This window comes from Planctomycetota bacterium (assembly GCA_035574235.1).
Classification (GTDB): Bacteria; Planctomycetota; MHYJ01; order MHYJ01; family JACPRB01; genus DATLZA01.
The window spans coordinates 24,558-47,011 of sequence record DATLZA010000102.1 but is presented as its reverse complement, the minus strand read 5'-3'; the positions used below and the strand labels follow the sequence as shown (position 1 = coordinate 47,011).

Below are 22,454 nucleotides of genomic sequence, written 5' to 3'. Positions count from 1 at the left end.
AACTATGGAGCGCCCTCAGAACTTGAGCGCCCGGATGTTTTCCTTGACGACGGCCGCGGAGCGCTTGAGGGCGGCGTCCTCCTCGGGCGTCAGGCGAACCTCGAGGATCTGCTTCAGCCCGCCTTCCCCGATCTTGCATGGAACCCCGACCACGACGTCGTCCAGCCCGTACTCGCCCTTGAGGAGCACCGAGCACGGGAGCACCCGATGGGAGTCGTGGAGGATCGCTTCGACCATCGCGACGATGGAGCTGCCCGGGGCGTAGTAGGCGCTCCCGGTCTTGAGGAGGTTCACGATCTCGATCCCGCCGTCGCGGGTCCTCTGCGCCAGCGCGTCGATCCGCTCCTTCGGAAGGAGTTCCGTGATGGGAATGCCGGCGACCGTCGTGAAGCGCGGCATCGCCACCATCGTGTCGCCGTGGGAGCCCAGGACCATCGCGGAGATGTCCTTCGGGGAGACCTTGAGCTCCTCGGCCACGAAATGCGCGAACCGGTTGGAATCCAGAACGCCGGCCATGCCCAGGACCCGCTCGCGCGGAAACCCCGTCAGGCGGATCGCGGCGTAGGTCATGACGTCGAGGGGGTTCGTCACGACGATGAGAATCGGGCGGGCGCCGGCCGCCTTGAGCTTTCCGGTCACGTCCCGGATGATGTTCGCGTTGACCTCGAGGAGCTGCTCGCGGGTCATCCCGGGTTTGCGGGGAACGCCCGCGGTGATGCAGACGATCGAGCAGTCCTTGAGATCCTCGACCCGCGTGGTGCCCCACGCCTTGGCGTCGTGGTAATCCACCTGGCGCGATTCGGACATGTCGAGGGCTTTGCCCTGGGGCATGCCCTCCACCTGGGGGATATCGCACAGGATCACGTCGCAGAGATCCTTCTTGAGCATCATGAGGGCCGCGGAAGCGCCGACGTTTCCGGCGCCGACGACGCCGACGATCGGACGGGGCATGGCGCGTTCTCCTTGAGCAGGGTGCGCCCGATTCTAGGCTCCTCCGGCGAAGCGTCAAGAAATTGGCGAGGGGGCCCGGGGCGCGCCTACGGCCGGCGCGGGGTCAGAAACCGAATCAGCCGGCGGCGCGCCCGGCCCAGCGCCTCCGCCAGGCCCAGGAGGACCACGGCCAGGACGAGCTCCCAGCGTTTCATCGGATCTTGAGAAGGGCCAGGCTGGAGACCGCCATCACCGCCGCCACGATCCAGAAGCGCAGCGTGATCTTCGTCTCCGGAAGGCCCCGGAACTGGAAATGGTGGTGGAGCGGCGCGATGAGGAAAATCCGCCGTCCGGTCGCCTTGTAGCTCAGGATCTGAAGCAGCGAGGAGAAGGCTTCGATCACGAAGACCCCGCCCACGAGGAAGAGCAGCAGCTCCTGCTTGGTCGCGCACGCCACCAGCCCGAGCGCGCCCCCCAGAGGCAGGGACCCCGAATCTCCCATGAACACCTGCGCGGGGTGGCTGTTGAACCAGAGGAATCCCAGGACCGCGCCGAGCATCGCAGTGCAGAACACCGGCAGCTCCGCGCTCGCCTTGACGTACGGAAGCTCCAGGTACGCGCTGAAGTCCACGCGCCCCACGATGTACGCGATCACCGCGTACGCGAAGGTGGAGATCCCCAGACACCCTCCCGCCAGGCCGTCCAGCCCGTCGGTGATGTTGACGGCGTTCGTCGTGGCCACGAGCACCAGCGCCACGAACGCCGGATAGAAGACCCCGAGGTCCCACGAGATCCCGAAGGGCGTGAAAAGCTTCGTCGCCGTCTGGGGATCCGTCGCCCGCAGCGCGCCCGCCAGACCGAGTCCCGCCGCCAGGCTCACGGCCACCTGCAGCAGAAGCTTCGTCCGCATCCGCATTCCCGTGCGCGACCGGCCGGAAAGCTTCAGGTAGTCGTCCGCCGCCCCCACCGCCCCCAGGCCCACAAGAACCAGCGCCAGGACCCAGAGCGCGGGATTCGCGAAGTTGCCGAAGAGAACCACGCTCAGGAGGATCGCCGCCACGATGAAAACCCCGCCCATCGTGGGCGTCCCCTTCTTCTGCCGCATGAGCTCGTCGAGCCGCCGCGAGTCGTCCTTTTCGACCCGCTCCCCGACCTTGCGGGCCCGCAGCCAGGCGATCACGCGCGGCCCGAGCGCCAGGCAGGCCGCGAACGCGGTGATCCCCGCCATCGCCGCCCGCAGGGTGATCCCTTCCCGGAAGTCCTCGCCCAAAAGCCAAAGCAGCATCGCCGTCCTCGCGCGTCGGCGGTCACCGGCCGGAGCCCACCGGCGCCGCCGCTCCCTCCCCGATCCACTTGACCACCTGCTCCAGACCCACGGACCGCGAGCCTTTCAGAAGCACCGCGTCCCCGGGGCGGACGATCTCGCCGAGAGCCGCCCGCAGCTCCTCCACGCGCGCGAACCCGCGGGTCTGCGCCGCTTCCCCGACCGCCTCCAGAAGCGCGCGGCACTCCGGGCCCACGCCGATCACGACATCCACGCCGCTTTCCGCCAGAAGCCGCCCCAGCGCCCGGTGATACTCCGCCGAAGCCGCGCCCAGCTCCTTCATGTCCCCCATCACCGCGATCCGCCGGCCGCCCGTCTCCAGCCGCGCGAACTCCCGCACCGCCCGGGAGGCCGATTCGGGATTCGAGTTGTACGCGTCGTTCAGAATCGTCACCCCCGCCAGTTCTAGGCGCTCCATCCTCATCTTCGGCCCGCGGAAGTCCGCCAGCCGCCGCGCGCACTCCTCGAGGGACACGCCCTCGTGGGCCGCCACCGCCGCCGCGGCCAGCGCGTTCTGCACGTTCCACTCCCCGAGAAGGCCCAGCCGGAACTCCACCCCCCGCAGCCGGAACCTCATGCCCCCCGGCTCGCGCTCCACGCGCTCCGGCCGGAAGTCCGCGTCCTGGCCGAAGCCGAAGGTCGCCGTCTTCGCCGCCGGCAGCCGCACCCGCGCCCGGATCCGCGGGTCGTCGTGAACCACGGCGAAACCGCCCGCGCGCAGAAATCCCAGAAGCGACGTCTCCTCGTCCGCCACGCCGTCGATCGAGCCCAGGCCTTCCAGGTGCTCCGCGCCCACGCTCACGATCACCGCCACGTCCGGCCGGGCGATCGCCCCGAGGCGGGCCACCTCGCCCGGACGGTTGGTGCCGATCTCGAGCACCGCCGCCTCGGTCCGCGCGTCCGCCTGGAAGATCGTCAGCGGCACTCCGACGAGATTGTTGAAGCTCCCCTGCGCCTTCACCACGCGCCGGTCGCGCCCCAGGACATGGGCGATCATGTCCTTGGTGGTGGTCTTGCCGTTAGAGCCGGCCACGGCGATCACCCGCGCCGGAAGCGCCATGCGCCACGCGGCGGCCAGGTCCCCGAGCGCCCTCCACGCGTCGGCGACGAAGACCAGGGGACCGGGCGCGGCCCCCGGATCGCGCTCCACGACCGCGGCGGCCGCCCCCCGGCGGAACGCCTCGGCCACGAAGTCGTGCGCGTCGAACCGCGCCCCGCGCAGCGCGAAGAACAGGTCCCCCGGCCGCAGCGTCCGCGTGTCCGTCGAAACGCCGGAAACCGTCCGCTCCTCGAGAGGCCGGTCAGGCCGCCCGCGGATGACCCGCGCGATCCGCGCCAGATTCATCGTCCGCCCCCTCTCCCGCCGCGGCCGCCGCGCGGCACACTTCGCACCGGTCGTCGTCCAGGTGCGACAACGACCGGTCCACGTTGCGCTCGACGATTTCGCCCACCACCTCGAACACCCGAAGGGCCAGGTAGGGCGAGAGGTGAAACCCGCCGTAGATATGGAGATCCGACAGCATCCTTCCCCCTCTCTCGCGCGACGCCGGGGCGCCGCTTACCGGCTTCCGACGACTTCGCCGAGCACCTCGCGCGCCACGAGGCGGTCGTCGAAGCCCGCCGTCCGGTCCCGGAAAATCTGCACCGTTTCGTGCCCCTTGCCGGCGATGAGCACGGCGTCGTCCTTGCGCGCCAGGGAAACGGCCATTTTGATGGCGTCCCGGCGGTCCGGCTCCAGGAGGACCTTCCGGCGCTCCCGGTCGGGCACTCCCGCCAGGATGTCCGACAGGATCGCCGTGGGACTCTCCGAGCGCGGATTGTCGCTCGTCAGGATCACCTGGTCGGCCAGTTCCGCGGCGACGCGGCCCATCTTCGGCCGCTTGCCCCGGTCCCGGTCGCCGCCGCAGCCGAAGACGACGATCAGGCGGCCCCGGACGAGCGGGCGCAGGCACCCGAGAACGTTGCGGAGGGCGTCGTCCGTGTGCGCGTAATCCACGAGCACGGCGAAGTCCTGGCCGGCGTCCACGGGCTCCAGGCGGCCGGGAACCGCGGCGAGGTTCTCCACCCCGGCCTTGATGACCTCGAGGTCGTAGCCCATGCCCCACGCGGCGGCCGCCGCGCCCAGGATGTTGTAGACGTTGTGGGTTCCGATGAGCCGCGTGTGGACGCGGACTTCCTCCCCGCCGGCCCGCAGGACGAGCCGCGTCCCGTGGAACGTGACGAGCTCCACGGCGGCCGTGACGTCCGCCGGACGCTTGAGCGCGTAGGTCCGGACGCGCGCCGGCGTGCGCGCGGCGTAAAGCTCGGAGACCGGATCGTCCGCGTTGAGCGCCGCGATCGATTTCGGGGAGAGCATCTCGAAGAGCTTCCCCTTGGCGTCGCGGTAGTGCTCGAACGTCGGATGGTAGTCCAGGTGATCGCGGGTGAGGTTCGTGAAGATCGCGGCCGCGAAGCGCACGCCGCGGACGCGCCCCTGGTCGAGCGCGTGGGAGGAGACCTCCATCGCCGCGGCGCCGCAGCCCGCCCGGACCATCTCGGCGAAGTGACGCTGGAGCGTGTCCGCCCCCGGCGTCGTATTGTCGCTCGGCAGGACGCGCGAGCCGATCGCGTGCTGGATCGTCCCCAGGAGCCCCGTCTTCTGGCCGGCGGCCTCGAGGATCGAACGGACCAGGAAGGTCGTCGTGGTCTTGCCGTTGGTGCCCGTGACGCCCACGACGTTCAGGCGCGCCGTGGGGTGTCCGTGGAACCGCGCCGCCAGATCGGCCAGGGCCGCGCGGGCCTCCGGAACGACGAGGACGGGAACGGGGCAGCTCGGGACGGACTTTTCGGCGACGATGGCGACCGCCCCGCGGCGGATCGCCTCGTCCACGAAAGCGGCTCCGTCCTGCCGCGTGCCGGGCACGGCCACAAAAAGAGTTCCCGGCTGGACCTGGCGCGAATCGCAGGTGACGTCGTGGATTTCGGCCTCCCGGAAGTGGAGGCACTCGCCGGCCAGCCCCTCGAGAAGCGCGCTCAACCGGACGCCCATTTTCCTTCCCCCCTCTCGGCGCCGCGGATACTGGATCCGGGCGGTATAGAGATAAATGTGGCGCAGCCACGCCGGAATCGACCGCCGAGGTTCTTCGCTCATGCCTTCCCCTCTCCTCAAGCCCGGGGCCCCGGCCCCGGGAACGCTCCCGCGCGCGCCCCGCGTTACGGCACGTGGACGAGCCCCCGCTGGAGGATCCGTCCCACCACGGGGGCGGCGACCGCCCCGCCGTAGTACGCACCCCCCTTGGGCTCGTCGATCACGACCGCGATGCAGATGCGCGGCTCCTCCGCCGGCGCGAATCCGACGAAGGAGCTGATGTACCGTTCGCGGGTGTAGCGCTTCGTCTGCGGGTCCACCTTCTGGGTGGTTCCCGTCTTTCCGGCGACCGTCACGCCGGGCACCTGGGCCTTTTTCCCGGTGCCGTCGCGGACCGTGTCGGCCAGGATCTCCACCATCTGAGCGGCCGCGCGGGAACCGATCACGCGCCGCGCCGCCACGGGATGCCCCTCGTGGAGGACCGCGCCGTCGGCCCCCACGACGCGGCGCACGACGAACGGCCGGTGCAGCGTCCCTCCCGAGGCCACGGCGCTCATGGCCGTCACGAGCTGAAGAGGAGTCACCGCGATCTCGTGTCCCATGGGGACGGAGGTGTCCGAATAGACGCTCCAGCGCGAAAGCGGGAAGAGACGCCCCTGGTCCTCGGCCGGAAGGTCCACGCCCGTCCGGGAGCCGAAGCCCCACCGGGCCATGCACTCGTGAAGGCGGGCGCGCCCCAACGTCAGCGCCCCGAGCTTGGCCGCGCCGATGTTGGAGGAGTACTTGATGACCTCGGCGAGGGTGAGCCTTCCGTACGGATGATGATCATGCAGGAGGCGCGGCCCGTGCTTCCACAGGCCGTTTTCGCAGTCGAACGTCGTCTCGGGCGTCACCAGGCCCAGGTCGAGCGCGTACGCCGCCAGGAACGGCTTGAGGGTGGAACCGGGCTCGTAGGGATCCACCACGGCCCGGTTGCGCCGCGCCGCGCCGGGCGCCGCGGCCGGATCGTTGGGGTCGAACCCCGGCCGGTTGGCCAGCGCGAGGATCGCGCCCGTCCGGGGATCCATCGCCACGACTGAAGCCCAGTCCGGACGGTGTTCCGCGCAGGCCGCGTCCAATTCCTCCTCGACGATCCGCTGGAGGAGGAGGTCGATCGTGAGGACGGCGTCCGGGGGCGCTTCGAGGGAGGGTCCGCCCAGAGGCCGCCGCAGGCCGTCGACCTCCACGGAGGCGGCGCGCCGGCCGCCTTCGAGCACGCGGGCCAGGGCGCGTTCGAGACCTTCGTGGGACTCCTCGTCCTCGCTGCGGAAACCCAGGATATGGGAGAGGACGGGTCCCTGCGGGTAGCGGCGGGCGAACTCGGTGGCCAGCCCCAGGGCCGGCGCCGCGCGGCGGTCCCTGGACGCAAACGGCGGCTCCTTGAGGAGCTTGCGGACGCGGTCGGCCTCCTGGGGCGCGATCTTGCGCTTGATCCACACGAACCGTCGTTCTTCGCGCGAGAGGCGTTCGAGGACCGTCTCGGGGCGCATTCCGAGCGCCTGCGCCAGGAGTCGCGCGGCCGCGGGGCGGTCGTCCAGGGCGGAGGGATCGGCCCACACCGACTCGACGGGGACGGAAACGGCCAGGATCTGCCCGCGGGCGTCGCGGAGGGTTCCGGCGGGGGTTTCCACGACGACGGTGCCGCGGGTCTGGGCTTCGCGCTTTCCCCGATAGGTTTCGTGGCCGACGACCTGGATGGAAAAGAGGCGTCCGAGGAGGAAAAGGAAAAGCGCCGCGGCCAGGACGGCGACGGCGCCGGCGCGGCGGCGGGCGCCGGCGTCGACCGGGGCGGGCCTCCTCTCTCCAGGGCCGGGGGAGGCGCTCATCGCCGCCTCCCTTTGACGACGGCCTCGAGGTCCGCGGCGCGCAGCTCCACGCCCAGGGCGGCGGCGCGGGCGGCGAGCCGGTCGGGCCGGCGGGCCAGAGCCGCCTGGTGCAGGAGGGCGCGGTTCTCCAGGGCCAGGGACGCCAGTTCGCGCCGTTGCCGGGCCGTCTCGTAGCGCAGAAGCGTCGCGCGCAGGGGCGCGAACGCGGCCAGGAGCGCCAGGTTCAGCACGATGACGGCGGCCAGCGCCGCGCGGACGACCTTCACGTTTCCCCCTCGTCCCCGGACCCGCCCTCCGGCGGTCCGCGGACCCTAGACCCTTCTCTCCAGGGCCGAAGCCTGAGGCTGCCGCAAGGAGACGCCTCGTTGCGGCGGCCTCACGCTCCGGGCCGCTCGATCGCGCGCAGCCGCGCGCTCCGGGCGCGCGGGTTGCGCCGGACCTCCTCGCGCGAGGGCCGGAGGGGCTTGCGGGTGACGATCCGCAGCCCTTCCTTCTCCTTCTCGCGGAAGGCCCGCTTCACCAGGCGGTCCTCCAGGGAGTGGAACGCGATCACGCAGCACCGCGCCCCGGCTCCCAGATACTTATCGAAAACCGCCAGGAACTTCTTGAGGTTTTCCAGCTCGTCGTTGACGGCGATCCGGAGGGCCTGGAAGACCCGGGTCGCCGGATGAATTCGTCCGCGCCGGCGGGTCAGGCGCGCCACGAACTCCCCCAGCGCCCGGGTCGATGCCAGGATGTCGCTCCCCGGTTTCCCCCTCTCCTGCACCAGGGCGGCCGCGATTCGGCGGGCGCGCGGCTCCTCGCCGTACTCCCGCAGGATCCGCTCCAGGTCCCTCTCTCCAAGCTCCCGGAGCAGGTCCGCCGCCGTCCTCCGGATCCGCGGCGACATGCGCATGTCCAGAGGACCTTCCCGGAGGAAGCTGAACCCCCTCGAAGCGGTGTCCAACTGCAACGACGACACGCCCAGATCGGCCAGGATGCCGTCGACGACGCTCACGTTCCGACTTTCAAGGATCGACGGGAGGTTCGCGAACGAGTCGCGAACGACTTCGGCGGCCGGCCCCAGCCGCTCCGCCGCGCGCGCCGCGGCCTCGTCATCCCACTCGATGCCGAGGACGCGCCCCCCGAGCGCCACGATCCGCTCCGCGTGTCCGCCCAGACCGAGCGTGGCGTCCACGTACAGTCCGCCCGGGCGGATCCGCAGGAGCCCGATCACCTCATCCGAAAGAACAGGTTCGTGCACGGCGGCGACCCGGCGAGGCAAGGATCCATGCGCGAAGGGCTCCTCCTCCCTCTCTCCGATACATCCCTCCTGCCCTCACCCACTTTCCCTCGCCTCGCCGGGCCGCCCCGCGTCCGCGGCCTACAGGCTCGCGGCCCGAAAGAACGCCGTCCGTCGCGCCGGCCGCGCCTTGAGCCCCACCATCTCCATGAGCTCCCACAGCCGGTCGCTCAGGTCCACCGACGGCGCCACGGCCCGCACCCTCATCAGGCGCTCGTAAATGTCCCGCAGCGCCGGCGCGATCGCCTGCACCTCGTCCCTCCCGGGCTTGCGCTCGCCCAGGCTCAGAAGGAAGTCGCGGACGATCTCGAACGAGTCCTTCCCTTCCTCTGCCTCCATGCCTTCCCCCTCTCTCCTGCCCGCGGCGCGCGGACCGGCGTCAGGCCGGACCGCCCGGACCCGGCCACAGCGCCCGGCTGCGGTCGGCGATCTCCTCGTCCAGACTTTCCGTCGCCGCCTGATATTCCTCGACGTTCCAGACTTCGATCCAGTCGTAGTTGCCCACCAGGATCACGTCCCTCTGAAGCCCCGCGTAGTCGAGCAGCTTCTGCGGAATCACCAGCCGGCTCTGCCCGTCCAGCGTGGAAAACTCCCCCCGCGAGGCGAAGAACCTCAGAAACTTGGCCGGATCCTTGGCCCGGTCGGCCTGCTTGCGGAGATTGTCGACCACCTTCTTCCACCCGCTCATCGTGTAGAGCCGCAGGCAGTGCTCCCCCGGCACCGGGCTGGCCATCACGAAAAACCCCTTGCGATCCTCGGGATCGTTCAGAAAGGCCCTGAATTTCGCCGGAATGACGAGGCGATTCTTCTCGTCGATCGCGTGTCGGAATTCGCCGGCGAACATAGGACCCAGGGATTACCTTCCACTCCTCCCTACTTTCCCCCCACTTTTCCCCACCGGGGCGGAGAGAAAAACGGCTGAGCGCGTCAGCCGTCACGAATTAGTTTATCCCGCCCGAAGGGCCAGTCAAGCGAAAACGCAGGCCCCCTCCGGCGTCCCGCACGCCGGCGACAGGGCGGCCCGCAGGGGCCCCCGCCGATTGTGGGCTCCCGGCGGGACGCCCCCATGGATTGTGCATTCTTAACACTCATGCGGCCGGCGCTCAAGCCCGCCGCCCTCCGCGCCGATATAGTCTGCGGACGCCGCGTCCCTTCCCGGGAGGTCGCATGAACGTTCTCGTCTACGACGCGCCCGCCTCCGTGGCGCATCTCGTGCGCGCGCTGCTTCGCTCGCTCGGCCACCGCGTGTCGCTGGCCGCCGACGCCGACGACGCGGCGCTCAAACTCCGCACCGCGCTCTTTGACGCGGTCGTCTTCGGACCCGCCGGAGCGCCCGAGACCCTGGCGCGCTTTCTCGAACAGGAGATGCCCGGCGTGCCCGTGGTCCTGGCCGGCGTGCCCGTGGCCGTCCCCGCGGCGGGCCAGGTGGCGGCGGTCCTGCCCGCGCCGCTTTCTCCGCTCAAGCTCGCCGACACGTTCCGGCGGCTCGAGCGCCTCCGCCAGGAGCGCGTGCGGAAGCTCCCCGTGGAGCTCGAGGCGGGCGAGGGCCTCACGATCGCCTGCCGGCTCGCGGAGCTTTCGCCCGAGACGCTCGTCCTGGCGGGAGAATCCGACGAGTTTCACCGGCACTTCGAGGGAGCCCCCCGACACGTCCGCGCGCGCGTCGCCGGCCGCCTCCTGGCCGGAGACGTCCGGACCGTCGAAACCGATCCCGCGCGACGCCTGCGCCGCGTGGCCGTCCAGGTGGATCCCGGCGGCGTGCGCGAAATCCTTTCGGAGCTCCTGCGGTGAGGCGCCGCGGCGTGCGCCCCGCCCGGACCATTCTTCCCTGGCCTTCAGAGCCTCCGGCCGCGCCGGACTCCGGACGCTGTCCCATGTGCCGATTCCAGGGCTTCGTCACGGCGCGTCCCCCGGCCGAGCGCGGGCGGCCGCCGCGGCACCTGTGCCGGCGCTGCGGCCTGGAATTCGAGCGGCCCTGAGCGTCAGCGCTCCCAGCGGCGCATCCGGAATTCGCCGCCGTCGTGCTCCACGTAGTCCTGCGTGCCCCCGCACCAGTCGCCCAGGACAAAAAGCTCGCGCCGCCGGCCGTCCACCTCCGCGGTCAGATGGCGCGGCTGATGGATGTGCCCGCAGATGAGCACATCCGCGCCGCCGCGGAAGACGGGCCGGGCGCGCTCGAGCAGGCCTTCGGGGCCCCAGGCCTTGGCCGGCGTCGTCAGGGGCGAAACGCGCCGGTACCCGCGCGCCAGCCTTCGGGCCACGATCCCCGGCACCGCCCGCCAGAGGTCCCCCACCGGGCGCGAGCGCATGAGCGCGCGGTACGCGGAATACTTGGGATTGGTGTTGTAGAGCGCATCTCCATGCGCCAGAGCCACGCGCCGGCCTCCCAGGTCCAGGCGGACCTCCTCCCCGAGGACCTCGATCCCGGTCGCCCGCTCGAAACGCGCGTCCACCAGAAAATCCCGATTGCCCGGCACGAGGCACACCCGCGTCCGGCCCGCCGCGCGGCGCAGCGCCTCGAGCTCGGGGCGGTAGTCCGGAAATTCGAGATGCTTGGGCCCGATCCAATAGTCGAAGAGGTCCCCGACGATGTACAGCGCCTCGCATTCCTGCGCCAGGAACCGGAGAAAGGAAGCGTTGGCGCCGGGGTCTCCCGGACGCAGGTGAACATCGCTCACGAAGAGCGTGCGCGCCATGCGGGCAGTATACCGCGCCGCGCGGAAGGGTCTACCCCTGTGGAATCCGGAAGACGCGCTGAATCGTGCGCTCCTGGCGCTCGCCCACGTCTTCGACGATCACGAGCGTGGCCCGGATCGAAGGGACGCGGAAAGGCGTGGTCGTGTCGTTGACCCCCTTGCCGTCGCCCAGCGGATCGCTGCTCGGGAAGGGCGTGGGATCGAGCTGCGAGAAGAGCTGGTTGCTCGCGTAGTACTCGAGATTGAAGCTCACGACGTACTGGCAGAGGTCCTGGTCGAGGACCTTGACGGCGCGCCCGGAGACGCGGTCCTTGATCACGGCGAATTCGCTGAAGGTGTTGGGGCTTTCGGGCTTGGCCACCCGCACGCGGCGCACGAGCGTGTAGAGGCCCCGGCCCGTGCGGGCGGTCTTGAGGCGGTTGGGGTCCCCCGGGACGGCGAGCCCCTGCTCGTTCAGGGTCATGTTCCCCGGGATGAGTTCGTACGTCACCTGGCAGGTCTGCAGCGTGTCCCCCACGGCGGTCGTGGAACGGAAGGAGAGGCGGTCGCCGGCCGCGTGGGTGTGGCCGCCGCTCACGTTGTACGCGGGAGGCTGACCCGGCTCGCGGAGGACGCCGTTTTCCATCCAGAACGCCTGGTGAACGTGCGGGAGGGACATAAGCTGCAGCGGCTGGCCGGGTCCGGCGGCCTGGGCCGGCCCCACCGACGGCGGGTTGAAGGGAAGGCACCCGAGAAGATCGTTCTCGAGCACGTCCATGGCGTAACGCGCGTTCGTGTACACGGTCATGCGCGCCCCCTGGACGGCCACGGTCTCGGTCGTCCCCGAGAAAACCAGGGTCACCGACGCGAGCACCAGCACCATGAGCGCCACGGAGATGAGAAGCTCGATCAGGGTGAAGCCTGGGGCGGCCTTCGGGCGCATGGGCGGCCTCCTATTTGAGGGCGATCTTATGGGCGATCGTGGCGATCAGCTTGCGGGCGTCCCCCGCGGGCGTCACGCGGAAGATGTGGATGCGGAACTCGTACAGCATGCTCTGCTTGTCGATTTCCTCGTTGGTGTACGGGCGGCCCGTGTCCGGATTGACGCGGACGCGCAGATAGGCCAGATGGTCCGACTTGCGCGCCTGGAACGAAAAGGCGAACTGGCTGTAGGGATCGGTCGCGTCGTTGATCTCGTGCACGCGGCGGACGGTTTCCTTGAGCCACGGGTCGCCGTCGAGGGTGAAGAGGCGGTCGTCCTCCTCGGGGGCCCAGCTTGCCGTCATCGGCGCGCCGAGGTCGGGGGACGGGGGGTTCACCTTGCTCGGGTAGTGTCGCCACCCCCCCATGGGGTCGCCGGGGGGCGCCAGTTTGGGAAGGGCGAACCGGTACCGGTTGCTGACGGCGCCGGACTTGAGGTCGTGCGTCAGGATCGCCTCGTACTGCTGGCTGGACGCGTTGAATGTCGCGAATTGCAGGGACGTCGTCAGGGCGTGCGCGATCGATTCCCCGAGGATGGCCGCGTTGGTGGCCTCCATCGATTCGCGCGAGGATTGGAGCGCCGGAGGGAAAAGCGCCAGGATCCCGCAGAAGCCGAGCACCATCACGATGAGGGCCAGCAGGATCTCGATGAGCGTCAGGCCGTCGCGACGTCGGGAGCGGCGGGCGATCATGGGCTATTCCTCCTGGTTGAGGAAGTGGGAGCGCCGGACCCTTCCGCTGGCCCGGTCCAGGTCCAGGCACATGTACATCCGCCGATTCTGCTGGCGAAGCACGACGTCCCCGACCGCACGCGGATTGGATCCGGCCATGACGGCGTCGAACATGGACGCCTGGATCTCCGCAAACCCGGCGCTGAAGGTCATGTAGCCGGAAGGAGCGAATCCGATCCACACGGGCGCGTATTCGAAGACGACGGCTTTCGGCAGGTCCACGCGGGGGCCGTCCACCGGATCCGGATCTTGCGTGCCCAGTTTCTGATCTCCCTGGTAGATGCCGTCGTCGTTGGCGTCCGTATGGATCTCCAGCCACGCGTCCTCGCCGGGCGGCGAGAAGACGAGAAAGACCACCCCATGGGTCCGGGCGGCCTGCTGCTTGGCCTGGGCGACGACCTGGCTGACGATCGCCGCCCCCTGACGGATGCCCTGGCCGCGGAAAAAGACGTTCATCAGCATCACCGACGATCCCGCCAGGATCGTGATGATGATGATGACGACGAGCATCTCGAACAGCGTGAAGCCCCCGCGCCGCCGCATGGCGTTTCTCATCAGAAGTCCTTCGACCAGTTGGTCACGTCGTCGAAATCCGGGGATTCGGGATTAAGCTCGTCCGTGCCGTTTTTTCCCGCGGACCAGAGGTCCACGAACGTTTTATTGTACCGCCCGGGATTGAGGTACCGGATCGGGTTCCTCCACGGGTCGACAACGGGGGACGGCTTGTTCGGATCGGGCACGCCCGTCTCCTGGGCCAGCATGTCCGCGGGGAATTCCAGGATGGGGGGACGCTTGACGCGAATGGCCGGCCCCTGGTCGGGTTTGTGGGTTTCGATCCACCGCTCCCGCCCCAGGTAGAAGTGCAGGCACCGCGAATCCCCCTTGTCGTTGGGCGGATAGACGCCGAAGTCCTTCTTATAGGTCCGGCACCCCTGGTCGAGCATCTTGACGATCGCATGGGCCTTGACGTACATGCCCCGCTCGGCGGTGCCCACGATCCACACGGCGAGAAAGGCGACCAGGATAACGATGATCGCAATCACCACGAGCATCTCGACGAGGGTGAATCCCCGCGACGACCGGGCCATCCGGCTTCCTCCTCCGTGTCCTTTCCCTCGGCGAACGGATCTATTCCCAGTTATTGATGCTCCAGACCGTGGCCGGCTTGTCGGGCGAGAAGTCGCAGCCGGCGCACCAGAGGTCGAACGAATTCTTGTGGTAGATGGGGGGCTGCCCCGGCGGCGGCGCGGGAGGTGCGCCCGGAGCGGTGGGCTTCGCGGCCGGCTGAGGCGAGGGCTTGGCGGGGGCCTTCTTGGCTCCCGGCCCTTGGGGCGTCGGAGGAGCCGCCTGCGCGGGAGTCATCACGTTGTTCCGGTAGTGCAGCACATTGCTCGGCGGCTCTCCGTCCGGCCAGACGGGGTTGATGATGTCTCCCGCCTCGTTGAGGTGCCCCTTGAGCTCGAAATAGCCCGAGCCTTTGGCGCCCTTCTTCTGAAGATGGTAGGCCAGCTCCTTGCTCCCCGTGCCGCGGCCGGGAGGATAGACGGCGTTATCGAACTCGTAGGCCTTGATCGCCTGGCTGAGCTGGCTGATCAGAGTTTCCGCGCTCCCCGCGCGGGCCGCGCACATGGCCTTGAAGATCGCCGGCAGGACGAGCCCCGCGATGATCCCGATGATGACGATGACGATGAGAAGCTCAACCAGCGTGAACCCGGAGCGCTTCAAGCCCATAAGATCCCCCTTCATCGCGCCGCCCGATAAACTCCGATTATAAGAACCCCTCCCCGCAAAAGCCATTTCCGCCGCCCTTCCCCGAATGAGCAAAACGCGTACCACCCCCTTCCCCTTCGGAGACCTCCCCCTCCCCATGTTACCCCACGGTGACACCGTTACGCCCGCGAAACATCCGGAGAATCCGTGGCCGCCGACCGTCCTTCCCTACTATAATCCCTTTGGCATGCCTTTCTGGACGTCGATTCCGGATGCGGCCGAGAGCGGGGGCGGCTCCCCGACGATTTGGCTTGTGGCCCTGGCCGCGGCGGTCTTCGCCGGAGTGGCACTCCTTCGCTTCCGGCCGCGCGGAGTCGCCCGGGGCGGCCGGCCCGGATCCTTCGCCGATGCCGGCGAGCTCGCCCGGGCGGAGCTCGAACGTCTGGTCGTGGAGATTCAGGATCTCTCCCGAGAACACATCGCCCGACTGGACGCGAAGATCCGGCTTCTCTCGCAGCTCCTGGCCGAGTGCGATCGCAAGCAGAAGGAGATCGAGTCCCTCCTGGGACGAACGTCCCCGTCCGCGCCGGCCAGGACCGAAGCGGTCCCTTCCGCCGCCCGGGCGCCCAATCCGCTTCACGAACAGGTATACACCCTTCGGGACGCGGGCAAGGACCTCCTCGAAATCTGCAGCGCCACGGGCCTCGAGAAGGGCGAAGTGGAACTGATCCTCGGCCTTCGTCAGGTGCCCCCCGCGGGCCTCGGCGCTCCCTGACCCGCGGGGAGGTCCGCTTGATTTATGCACCGTCCGTGTTAGACTTTATGGGCGCATGAGCAAAAACAAGGTCGCGCTGATCTCTGATCTGCATTCCAACATCGAGGCGCTCGAAGCCGTCCTCAAGGACATCAACGCCCAGAAGATCGAGACGATCTACTGCCTCGGGGACCTCATCGGCTACGGCCCGAACCCGCGGGAGATGATCAAGCACGCCTTCAACTGGGCGTGGTCCCTGCGCGGAAACCATGAGGACGCGCTGCTTTTTCTGGCCCTGGACTTCAACCCCGAGGCCGCGCAGGCCATCGACTGGACGCGCAATCAGCTCAACGACGCCGCCGCGGCGCGGGAAGAGAACCACCGGATGTGGAACTACCTGGGAGACCTCCCCGACATCAAGGAAGAGGACGGGGTCACCTACCTTCACGCCTCGCCGCGCAACCGCACCAAGGAATACGTGCGCCCGCACGACGTGCAGGACCGGGAGAAGATGGAAGAGATCTTCTCGATGATCCGGCATGTCTGCTTCTGCGGCCACACCCACGAACCCGGCGTCTTCACGGAGGACATGAAGTTTTACCCGCCGCGCTCGTTCGCCAACAAGGTGAAACTCGCCGACAACCGCCGCTACTACGTCAACATCGGCTCCGTGGGCCAGCCCCGGGACCGCGACACGCGGGCCTGCTACGTCGTCTGGGATCCCGAGACTCAGGTGGTCGAATTCCGGCGCGTGGAGTACGACTACCGCAAGACGATGGACAAGATTTTCGCCATCAAGCACATCCCGCGGCGGTTCGGGGAGCGCCTGGAAGTCGGCCGGTAGGACCTATCGCGCCGTCACGCCGGGCCCCACCCGGTGATGGTTGATCCGCCAGATCCCGGCCTCGGGCACCAGCTCGTACATTTCCTGCCGCCCGAAGGCGTTGCGGACCAGGATCGACACCCCCGTGGGATCGACGTAGGCGTCCACCACCTCCAGCCGGGACATCTGGAACTTCACCTCGGCGGCCTGCTGCGCGAAGTAGTCCTTCCAGAGCCTGGCCAGGGAAGGCTCCCGCAACACCGTCTGCGGAAGAATCTCGACGCGCTCCTGGGGATACTTCCGGCAATGCTCCCACCAGAGATCCAGATCCGTGCGGGCCGCTCCGACGAGCGCGCCGCGCCAGGCGCGAATGAGAGGGTCGCCCTCCCGAAGCCGCGCGAAAACCCACTGGGACTTCAGGCCGTCGGAAATCCGCATGAAGGTTTCCTCCGCGCGGCCTTCGGCGGCGGCGCGGCGCCACTCGTCGAACGCCTGGAGGGCCTCCTGCCGAACGCTCTCGTGGGACGCCTCGACCGGATCGAACGGCTCGCAGGCGGCCGCCCCCGCCGCGGCGGCGAGGGCGGCGGCCCATGCGGCTCTCCTCATGTCCCCTTCCCTCCTTTCAGGACGGCCCGCGCCTCTTCGAACCCCACGGTCCGCTCCGAGCCGTCCTTCATGTCCTTGATCTTCACGCGGCCCTGGGCGGCCTCCTCGGGCCCGAGAATCAGGGCGAAGCGCGCCCCGGAACGATGAGCCTCCCGCATCTGGGCCTTGAGGCTGCGCCCCTCGTAATCCATATCGCCCGAAAAGCCCGCGCGCCGGAGTTCCGTCATGAGCCGGAAGAGAGCCGGCCGCTGGTCCGCCTGGACGGCCGCGCCGAAGAAGTCGGGAACCCGCGCCGCCGCCTCCGAACCCATGGCCAGGAGCACGCGCTCCGCGCCGGCGGCGAACCCCACGGCCCCCACGTCGGGTCCCCCCATGTCGCGCACGAGCGTGTCGTAGCGCCCGCCGCCGGCCAGCGCGTTCTGCGCCCCGAGCGCCGAGGAGCTGAACTCGTAAACGGTCCGGGTGTAGTAGTCGAGCCCGCGAACGATGCGCGGATCGGCGCGGAAGGGGACCGCGGCGTCGCGGAGGGCGGCCTCGACGGCGCGCTGATGGGCGCGGCACCGCTCGCAGGTGTAATCGATCGCGGCCGGCAGCCGCGAGGACCGCTCCATGCAGGAGGGCGTCTTGCAGTCGAGGATCCGGAAGACGTTGCGCTCGAAGCGCCGCCGGCAATTCTCGCAGTACCGCGAAAGGTCGGGGGCGATGGCCCGGCGGAGGACCTCGCGATACGCGGGACGGCACTCGGCGCAGCCGATGGAGTTGATCCGCAGCTCCCAGGCGGCGACGCCCGCCTCCCGGAGGATCTCGGCGAAAAGGATCATCGTCTCCACGTCCGCCAGGGGATCGGAGGTCCCGAGCACTTCGACGCCCAGCTGGGTGAACTGCCGGTAGCGGCCTTTCTGGGGGCGCTCGCGCCGGAAGGCGGGGCCGAAGTACCAGAGCTTCCAGAGTCCGCGGCGGGCGAAGAGATTCTCCTGAAGCACGGCCCGCACCGCGCCGGGGGTGAGCTCCGGCCGCAGCGCGTACGCCCCCGCGGGATCCTCCGGGTCGCCGAAGACGAACATCTCCTTCTCGACGATGTCGGTGGTTTCGCCGCTGGACTTCTGGAAGAGCGCGGCGTACTCGAAGACCGGAGGCCGCACTTCCTCGTAGCCGAAGCGGTCGAAGGCGGCGCGCGCGGCCTCCTCGAGGCGCCGCCAGCGGCGGGCCTCGTCGGGGAGGATGTCGCGGGTTCCCTCGGGAGCGCGGAACGGGGTCATGGCGCCGGGGATTTTATCGCACGCCCCGCGGATTTTCACCACAAAGATCCGGCGGCGATGTTTCTTGACCCCGGCCGCCGGGCTCATTAGAGTCGCCGTTACCGTATGGCCGTCTCCCGCGTCACCGAGATCACGGCCTCCTCGCCCCGCAGCGTGGAGGCCGCCATCGAGGAGGGCCTCCGGCGCGCCTCCCGGACCCTGCGCCGCATCACCGGGCTCGAGGTCGAAGCCATCAAGGCCAAGGTGGTCGACGGCAAGATCCGCGAGTACCGCGTTTCGCTCCGGGTCACCTTCCTTCCGGAGGCGTGACGCGCCGTGGGCGCGGCGCCCCCCGTCCCGGCCGTTTCCGAGTTTTACCTCCGCAAGCGGCGACTGGCGTACATCTTCGGCGGCTTGAGCCTGGCGCTTCTGGCGGCGCAGATCCAGCTGAGCTTCGTCCTGGAGACGTACGACGCCCCGCGCGCCTCGGCCCTCGAGGAGGGCTGGGGGGTCATCCACCGCGTGCGGCCCGCCGAGGGAGACGGTCCGGCGGCGCGGCTGATGCTTCTGGATCCGTCCCTCCGGCTGCGGCGCACGCTCGCCCTCCTCGGGGAGGCCACGGGGGTCCTGGCCGAAGGGGACGAGGTCACCGTCTTCTTCGGCACGCGCTATTCGGTCCTGCGCGGAGGAGACACCGTGCGGGGCGCGGACCTGGGCCAGACCTGGCCGGTCCTGGACGCCGTGCGGGATCCCGCGCGGGGGCAGGCCTGGATCTTCGGCGCGTGGGAACGCTCGGTGGTGGCCCGCCGCCGGCACCTGGGACGCTTTTCCGACGAAATCCGCGTGGCCGAATCCGGCCCGGTGGAGCGTCTGACGGCCTCCGTGGACGGCGACCGGGGGCCGCTGGTGGCTTACCGGGAACGGGGATCGTCGGTCGTCAAGACGCTTCTTTTCGACGGCGCGTCCTTCGTTCCCCGCTCGGAGTTCGTCGTGGGCGACGCGGAACACTGGGACGCGGTGCTGGACGGCGATCGGGTGCTCCTGTTCTCGTACCACCGGGAAGACCGGACGTTCCGGGAGGTCGCCCTGCGGGTGGCCTGCTGTCCGGGGTGCGACCGCCCGGCTCCGCCCGAACGGATCGCCTTCACCGACTCGGTTCTTCTTCTCGGCAAGCGCGTGACGGGCCTGGCCGCCGCGACCGGTCCCGAAGAGGTGCTTCTCGTGCTCGCCCGGCCGACGACGGCGCAGGCGGCCTCCGTTCCTCGCCCGACGCTGCGGCCGCCGCCCGGGGCGCGGCTGCGCCCGCTGGGAGCCGAGCCCCTCGGGCTCCGGATGGCGGCGGCCTTCTGGCCGATCACGATGCTCTTTTTCTCCTTTTCGCTGATCTTCCTCGGGTTCACGCTCCTGCGGGAACGCAGCCGCTTCATCCTGGAACGCCTGCGGCCCGCGGCGCGGGAGGGTCCCGTGCCCGGCGAGATCCTCCAGCGCGCGATGGCTCATGTGCTCGATCAGATGGCGCTCTACCCGATCGTGTGGGTGGTGGCCGAGGCGCTCAACGCCGTGCCGGAAACGGCGGCGCTGGAACTTTCGGATCCGAAGACGCTGGCGCTGGCGGGCGTATGGTTCGGAATCCGGGTCGCCTACCACGCGCTCCTCGAAGGAGCGTTCGGCTGGACGATCGGCAAGAAGATCATCGGGCTCAAGGTGGTCCGGGAGGACGGCGGCCGCGCGGGCTTCGGGCGGGCGCTCGTGCGGAACCTCCCGCGGCCTTTCGACGCGGAGTACCCCCTCGGGGTGTTTCTGGGAACGTCGTTTCTCATGGCCACGCGGCGGCGCCAGCGGCCGGGCGATCTCTGGGCCCGCACGCTCGTGGTCCAGGACCTGAGGGAAGAGCCGGTCAGCTCGCCCCGCGCGAACTCAGCACGGCGGGAATCGTCTTCAGCAGGATCTTGAAGTCCAGGGCGAGCGACCAGTTGTCGATGTACTCCAGGTCCATCTCCATCCAGCGCTTGAAGTCCACGTTGTTGCGGCCGCTGACCTGCCAGATGCAGGTGATTCCCGGGCGCATGGACAGCCGCCGGCGCTGCCACCGCTCGTAGCGCTCGACTTCCGACGGGATGGGCGGCCGCGGCCCCACGATCGACATGTCCCCCCGCAGCACATTCCAGAGCTGGGGCAGCTCGTCGATCGAGAGCTTCCGCAGGATCCGGCCCACGCGCGTGACGCGCGGGTCGTTGCGGATCTTGAAGACCGGCCCGTCCATTTCGTTTTTCGCCTCGAGGGAGGCCTTCAGGGCCTCGGCGTTGGGAACCATGGTGCGGAACTTGTAGAGGGTGAAAACACGCCCGTTCATGCCGGAACGCTTCTGCCGGAAGATGATCGGGCCGTCCGGGGAGGTGATCTTGATCGCCAGCGCGGCCGCCAGCAGGATCGGCGAGGACGCCACGAGCGCCACGGCGCTGACGACGACGTCGAAGACGCGCTTCACGAGGAGGGCCCCGGCGTCCCGGGGCGCCGACGAAAGCGTCAGAAGGGGGGTTCCTTCGAGGGACTCCAGCGCGGGCCGCGAATGGAGCCGATCCAGAAGCCCCAGGACGATGCGAACCGTGACGCCCATGTCGTCGCAGACGCGGATCGCCTCGTCCAGGCGCTCCAGAGTGCGGCGCGAGACGGCGAAATGCACTTCGTCCACGACCTCCCGGCGGAGGATCTCCGCGAGGTCGGCCAGCGTCCCCCGCACGGGCGCGCCTCCGACGGCCTCGACGGCCAGGCGCGGTCCTTCGGAGAGGACCCCGCGGACTTCGACGCCCCACTCGGGATGCGCGCCCAGGCGCTCGAGATGTCTCCGCGCGGCCTTTCCGGCGCCCACCACCAGCACGTAGATCCGGTCGTAGCCGCGCTTGCGCTGGTGATGGGCCACGGAGACGGCGGCCAGGCGGAACAGCGCCAGAAGCACGAAGTCCAGGGAGAGGAAAAGCCCCAGAAACGCGCGGGACAGCTCGAACCGCCGGAGAATGACGAGGGCCACGAGGGTGACGACCGCGCCGCCCGCGGCCACGGTCTGGAACACCTTCCACAGCTCCAGGCCGGGCCGATCGGTGCGCTGCGCGCGGTGGAGCCCCCAGCGCCACAGGAGCGGAGCCCACACGGCCAGGACGATCGGAAGAAGCCCCAGGTGGGCCGTCCAGGAGAAGGGTTCCGGAAACGTCCGGTGCAGGCGCGAGCGCAGCCACATCGCCGCCAGGAAGGCCGTCGCCGTGAGGGCGAGATCGGCCCCCGTCAGGGCGAGGGCCTTGAGCGTGCGTTGACGGGCGATCATCCTTGTGCGGCCTCCGGGTCCGGTCCGGGCGGCTTTCGGTTTATCCTAGAGTCCCGCGGCGGTGCGTTTCAAGGGCGCGCTCCACGGCGGCGCGGATCTCGCGCTTATGACGGTCGCGGGAAAACGCCAGGGCCCGCGCGCGGCAGGCGGCCGGATCGAACGCGCGGGCCTCGAAGGCGCGAATGGCCTCGACGAGCGAGTCCCGGTACAGGACGCCCGATTCCGGGCTCACGGTGTCGAGCGCCCCGCCCTTCGCGTAGGCGATGACGGGCGCGCCGCAGAGCTGCGCCTCGACGGGAACGATCCCGAAATCCTCCTCGCCCGGGAAAAGCAGCGCCCGGCAGCGGCGGTAGTGATCCCGGACGACCTCGTCGGGCTGCCAGCCCAGGAATTCGGCGTGTCCGAGGGCGCGGATCCGGCGCTCGTGAGTTCCCGTTCCGATGACCTTGAGGCGCCGGCCGAGAGCGCGGCAGGCCTCGATCGCCTGATCCGGCCGTTTGTAGGGAACGAGCGCCCCCACATAGAGATACCAGTCCTCGCGCGGGACGTCGGCCGGGGTGTAGAAGCGGTCGTCGGCCGGCGGAAAGACGATCTCGGATTCGCGACCGTACCGGCGGCGGATGCGGTCGCGCACCTCGGTCGAAATAGCCAGCCACCGGTGAACGCGCGGCACGCTGCGAAGATCCCACTCCCGGAGCCATCGGATGAGCGGAGCGGCGAAGCGTCGCTTGAGGCCCGTGCCGAAGTAGTCGTCCACCTTGTCCCAGACGTACCGCATGGGGGTAAGGCAGTAGCACACGTGCAGCGCGTCGGTGATCGCGCCCTTGGCGACGCACTGGCTCATGGAGAGCACGACGTCGTACCCCCGCAGGTCGAAGGACTCCACCGCCGACGGCATGAAGGGCAGGTAGTACGGATAGCGCCGGTGAATCGCCGGAAAGTGCTGCAGAAAGCTCGTGTGGATGGGCCTGGACTCGATGGTGGGCGAGAGGGCGCCGCGGGTGTGAAAGAGGGCGTAGATCTCGGCCTCCGGCCAGACCTCGCACCAGGCTTCCAGGACCTTCTCCGCGCCCCGCATGACGGGGAGGAAGTCCTTGACGAAGGCGATGCGGTAGGAGTCCGGCATGGGCGGCGCGGCCCGGGCGCCCC

At 69.5% G+C, this 22,454-nt stretch carries 25 protein-coding genes; 5 read left to right on the top strand and 20 right to left on the bottom strand.

Features of this window, described 5'->3' with window-relative positions; translation table 11 throughout:
- Window positions 1–15: 15 nt before the first annotated feature.
- From mdh to mraZ, 10 genes are all read right to left on the bottom strand, one after another.
- Complete coding sequence (mdh, locus tag VNO22_08940; GenBank protein ID HXG61487.1) at window positions 16–951, bottom strand: malate dehydrogenase; 936 nt, start codon at window positions 949–951, stop codon at window positions 16–18.
- 190 nt (window positions 952–1,141) lie between these two features.
- A complete protein-coding gene (gene mraY / locus VNO22_08935) occupies window positions 1,142–2,215 on the bottom strand; it encodes a phospho-N-acetylmuramoyl-pentapeptide-transferase (GenBank protein ID HXG61486.1) in 1,074 nt (357 codons plus the stop codon).
- Window positions 2,216–2,237: 22 nt separating this feature from the next.
- Complete coding sequence (gene murF / locus VNO22_08930) at window positions 2,238–3,599, bottom strand: UDP-N-acetylmuramoyl-tripeptide--D-alanyl-D-alanine ligase (GenBank protein HXG61485.1); 1,362 nt, start codon at window positions 3,597–3,599, stop codon at window positions 2,238–2,240.
- Window positions 3,556–3,777, bottom strand: a complete 222-nt coding sequence (locus tag VNO22_08925) for a hypothetical protein (GenBank protein ID HXG61484.1) — start codon at window positions 3,775–3,777, stop codon at window positions 3,556–3,558. The genes murF and VNO22_08925 overlap by 44 nt, the downstream gene beginning before the upstream one ends.
- A gap of 35 nt (window positions 3,778–3,812) precedes the next feature.
- Window positions 3,813–5,384, bottom strand: a complete 1,572-nt coding sequence (locus VNO22_08920; protein HXG61483.1) for a UDP-N-acetylmuramoyl-L-alanyl-D-glutamate--2,6-diaminopimelate ligase — start codon at window positions 5,382–5,384, stop codon at window positions 3,813–3,815.
- Between the two features lie 62 nt (window positions 5,385–5,446).
- Complete coding sequence (locus VNO22_08915; GenBank protein HXG61482.1) at window positions 5,447–7,186, bottom strand: penicillin-binding protein 2; 1,740 nt, start codon at window positions 7,184–7,186, stop codon at window positions 5,447–5,449.
- Window positions 7,183–7,452 (bottom strand): hypothetical protein, encoded by a 270-nt coding sequence (locus tag VNO22_08910; GenBank protein ID HXG61481.1) that lies wholly within the window; start codon window positions 7,450–7,452, stop codon window positions 7,183–7,185. The genes VNO22_08915 and VNO22_08910 overlap by 4 nt, the downstream gene beginning before the upstream one ends.
- A gap of 110 nt (window positions 7,453–7,562) precedes the next feature.
- A complete protein-coding gene (gene rsmH, locus VNO22_08905; protein HXG61480.1) occupies window positions 7,563–8,429 on the bottom strand; it encodes a 16S rRNA (cytosine(1402)-N(4))-methyltransferase RsmH in 867 nt (288 codons plus the stop codon).
- 120 nt (window positions 8,430–8,549) lie between these two features.
- Window positions 8,550–8,807 (bottom strand): hypothetical protein, encoded by a 258-nt coding sequence (locus VNO22_08900; protein HXG61479.1) that lies wholly within the window; start codon window positions 8,805–8,807, stop codon window positions 8,550–8,552.
- 40 nt (window positions 8,808–8,847) lie between these two features.
- Window positions 8,848–9,312 (bottom strand): division/cell wall cluster transcriptional repressor MraZ, encoded by a 465-nt coding sequence (mraZ, locus tag VNO22_08895; protein HXG61478.1) that lies wholly within the window; start codon window positions 9,310–9,312, stop codon window positions 8,848–8,850.
- Between the two features lie 323 nt (window positions 9,313–9,635).
- Here mraZ and VNO22_08890 point away from each other — a divergent pair, with 323 nt between their 5' ends.
- On the top strand, window positions 9,636–10,259 hold the full coding sequence (locus tag VNO22_08890) for a hypothetical protein (protein ID HXG61477.1): 624 nt from the start codon (window positions 9,636–9,638) through the stop codon (window positions 10,257–10,259).
- Between the two features lie 191 nt (window positions 10,260–10,450).
- Here the strand turns inward: VNO22_08890 and VNO22_08885 are convergent, their stop codons facing one another.
- From VNO22_08885 to VNO22_08860, 6 genes are read right to left on the bottom strand one after another with little or no spacing between them, the layout of a single operon-like run.
- Window positions 10,451–11,164, bottom strand: a complete 714-nt coding sequence (locus tag VNO22_08885) for a UDP-2,3-diacylglucosamine diphosphatase (GenBank protein HXG61476.1) — start codon at window positions 11,162–11,164, stop codon at window positions 10,451–10,453.
- A gap of 31 nt (window positions 11,165–11,195) precedes the next feature.
- The gene (locus VNO22_08880) at window positions 11,196–12,086 is read right to left on the bottom strand and encodes a prepilin-type N-terminal cleavage/methylation domain-containing protein (protein HXG61475.1); all 891 of its coding nucleotides are present in this window, start codon (window positions 12,084–12,086) and stop codon (window positions 11,196–11,198) included.
- A gap of 10 nt (window positions 12,087–12,096) precedes the next feature.
- Complete coding sequence (locus VNO22_08875) at window positions 12,097–12,816, bottom strand: hypothetical protein (protein HXG61474.1); 720 nt, start codon at window positions 12,814–12,816, stop codon at window positions 12,097–12,099.
- Between the two features lie 3 nt (window positions 12,817–12,819).
- Window positions 12,820–13,410: a prepilin-type N-terminal cleavage/methylation domain-containing protein gene (locus tag VNO22_08870; GenBank protein ID HXG61473.1), complete on the bottom strand. Its 591-nt coding sequence runs from the start codon at window positions 13,408–13,410 to the stop codon at window positions 12,820–12,822.
- A complete protein-coding gene (locus VNO22_08865) occupies window positions 13,410–13,943 on the bottom strand; it encodes a type II secretion system protein GspG (protein ID HXG61472.1) in 534 nt (177 codons plus the stop codon). Before VNO22_08865 ends, VNO22_08870 begins: the two co-directional genes overlap by 1 nt.
- A gap of 40 nt (window positions 13,944–13,983) precedes the next feature.
- Complete coding sequence (locus tag VNO22_08860) at window positions 13,984–14,586, bottom strand: prepilin-type N-terminal cleavage/methylation domain-containing protein (GenBank protein HXG61471.1); 603 nt, start codon at window positions 14,584–14,586, stop codon at window positions 13,984–13,986.
- Between the two features lie 226 nt (window positions 14,587–14,812).
- On the opposite strand from VNO22_08860, the gene VNO22_08855 reads away from it, so the two are divergent.
- Complete coding sequence (locus tag VNO22_08855; GenBank protein ID HXG61470.1) at window positions 14,813–15,340, top strand: hypothetical protein; 528 nt, start codon at window positions 14,813–14,815, stop codon at window positions 15,338–15,340.
- 55 nt (window positions 15,341–15,395) lie between these two features.
- Window positions 15,396–16,163 (top strand): metallophosphoesterase family protein, encoded by a 768-nt coding sequence (locus VNO22_08850; protein ID HXG61469.1) that lies wholly within the window; start codon window positions 15,396–15,398, stop codon window positions 16,161–16,163.
- 3 nt (window positions 16,164–16,166) lie between these two features.
- Here the strand turns inward: VNO22_08850 and VNO22_08845 are convergent, their stop codons facing one another.
- On the bottom strand, window positions 16,167–16,748 hold the full coding sequence (locus tag VNO22_08845; GenBank protein ID HXG61468.1) for a hypothetical protein: 582 nt from the start codon (window positions 16,746–16,748) through the stop codon (window positions 16,167–16,169).
- On the bottom strand, window positions 16,745–18,007 hold the full coding sequence (gene hisS / locus VNO22_08840; protein HXG61467.1) for a histidine--tRNA ligase: 1,263 nt from the start codon (window positions 18,005–18,007) through the stop codon (window positions 16,745–16,747). Before hisS ends, VNO22_08845 begins: the two co-directional genes overlap by 4 nt.
- Window positions 18,008–18,112: 105 nt before the next feature.
- On the opposite strand from hisS, the gene VNO22_08835 reads away from it, so the two are divergent.
- Window positions 18,113–18,316: a dodecin family protein gene (locus VNO22_08835; protein ID HXG61466.1), complete on the top strand. Its 204-nt coding sequence runs from the start codon at window positions 18,113–18,115 to the stop codon at window positions 18,314–18,316.
- A gap of 6 nt (window positions 18,317–18,322) precedes the next feature.
- Window positions 18,323–19,939 (top strand): RDD family protein, encoded by a 1,617-nt coding sequence (locus VNO22_08830; protein ID HXG61465.1) that lies wholly within the window; start codon window positions 18,323–18,325, stop codon window positions 19,937–19,939.
- On the opposite strand, the gene VNO22_08825 is transcribed toward VNO22_08830, so the two are convergent.
- Both VNO22_08825 and VNO22_08820 read right to left on the bottom strand, forming a co-directional pair.
- Window positions 19,884–21,305 carry a sugar transferase gene (locus VNO22_08825; protein HXG61464.1) on the bottom strand — a complete coding sequence of 474 codons (1,422 nt, stop codon included), beginning with the start codon at window positions 21,303–21,305 and terminating at the stop codon, window positions 19,884–19,886. The genes VNO22_08830 and VNO22_08825 overlap by 56 nt on opposite strands.
- Window positions 21,306–21,345: 40 nt before the next feature.
- On the bottom strand, window positions 21,346–22,431 hold the full coding sequence (locus VNO22_08820) for a glycosyltransferase (protein ID HXG61463.1): 1,086 nt from the start codon (window positions 22,429–22,431) through the stop codon (window positions 21,346–21,348).
- Window positions 22,432–22,454 lie beyond the last annotated feature (23 nt).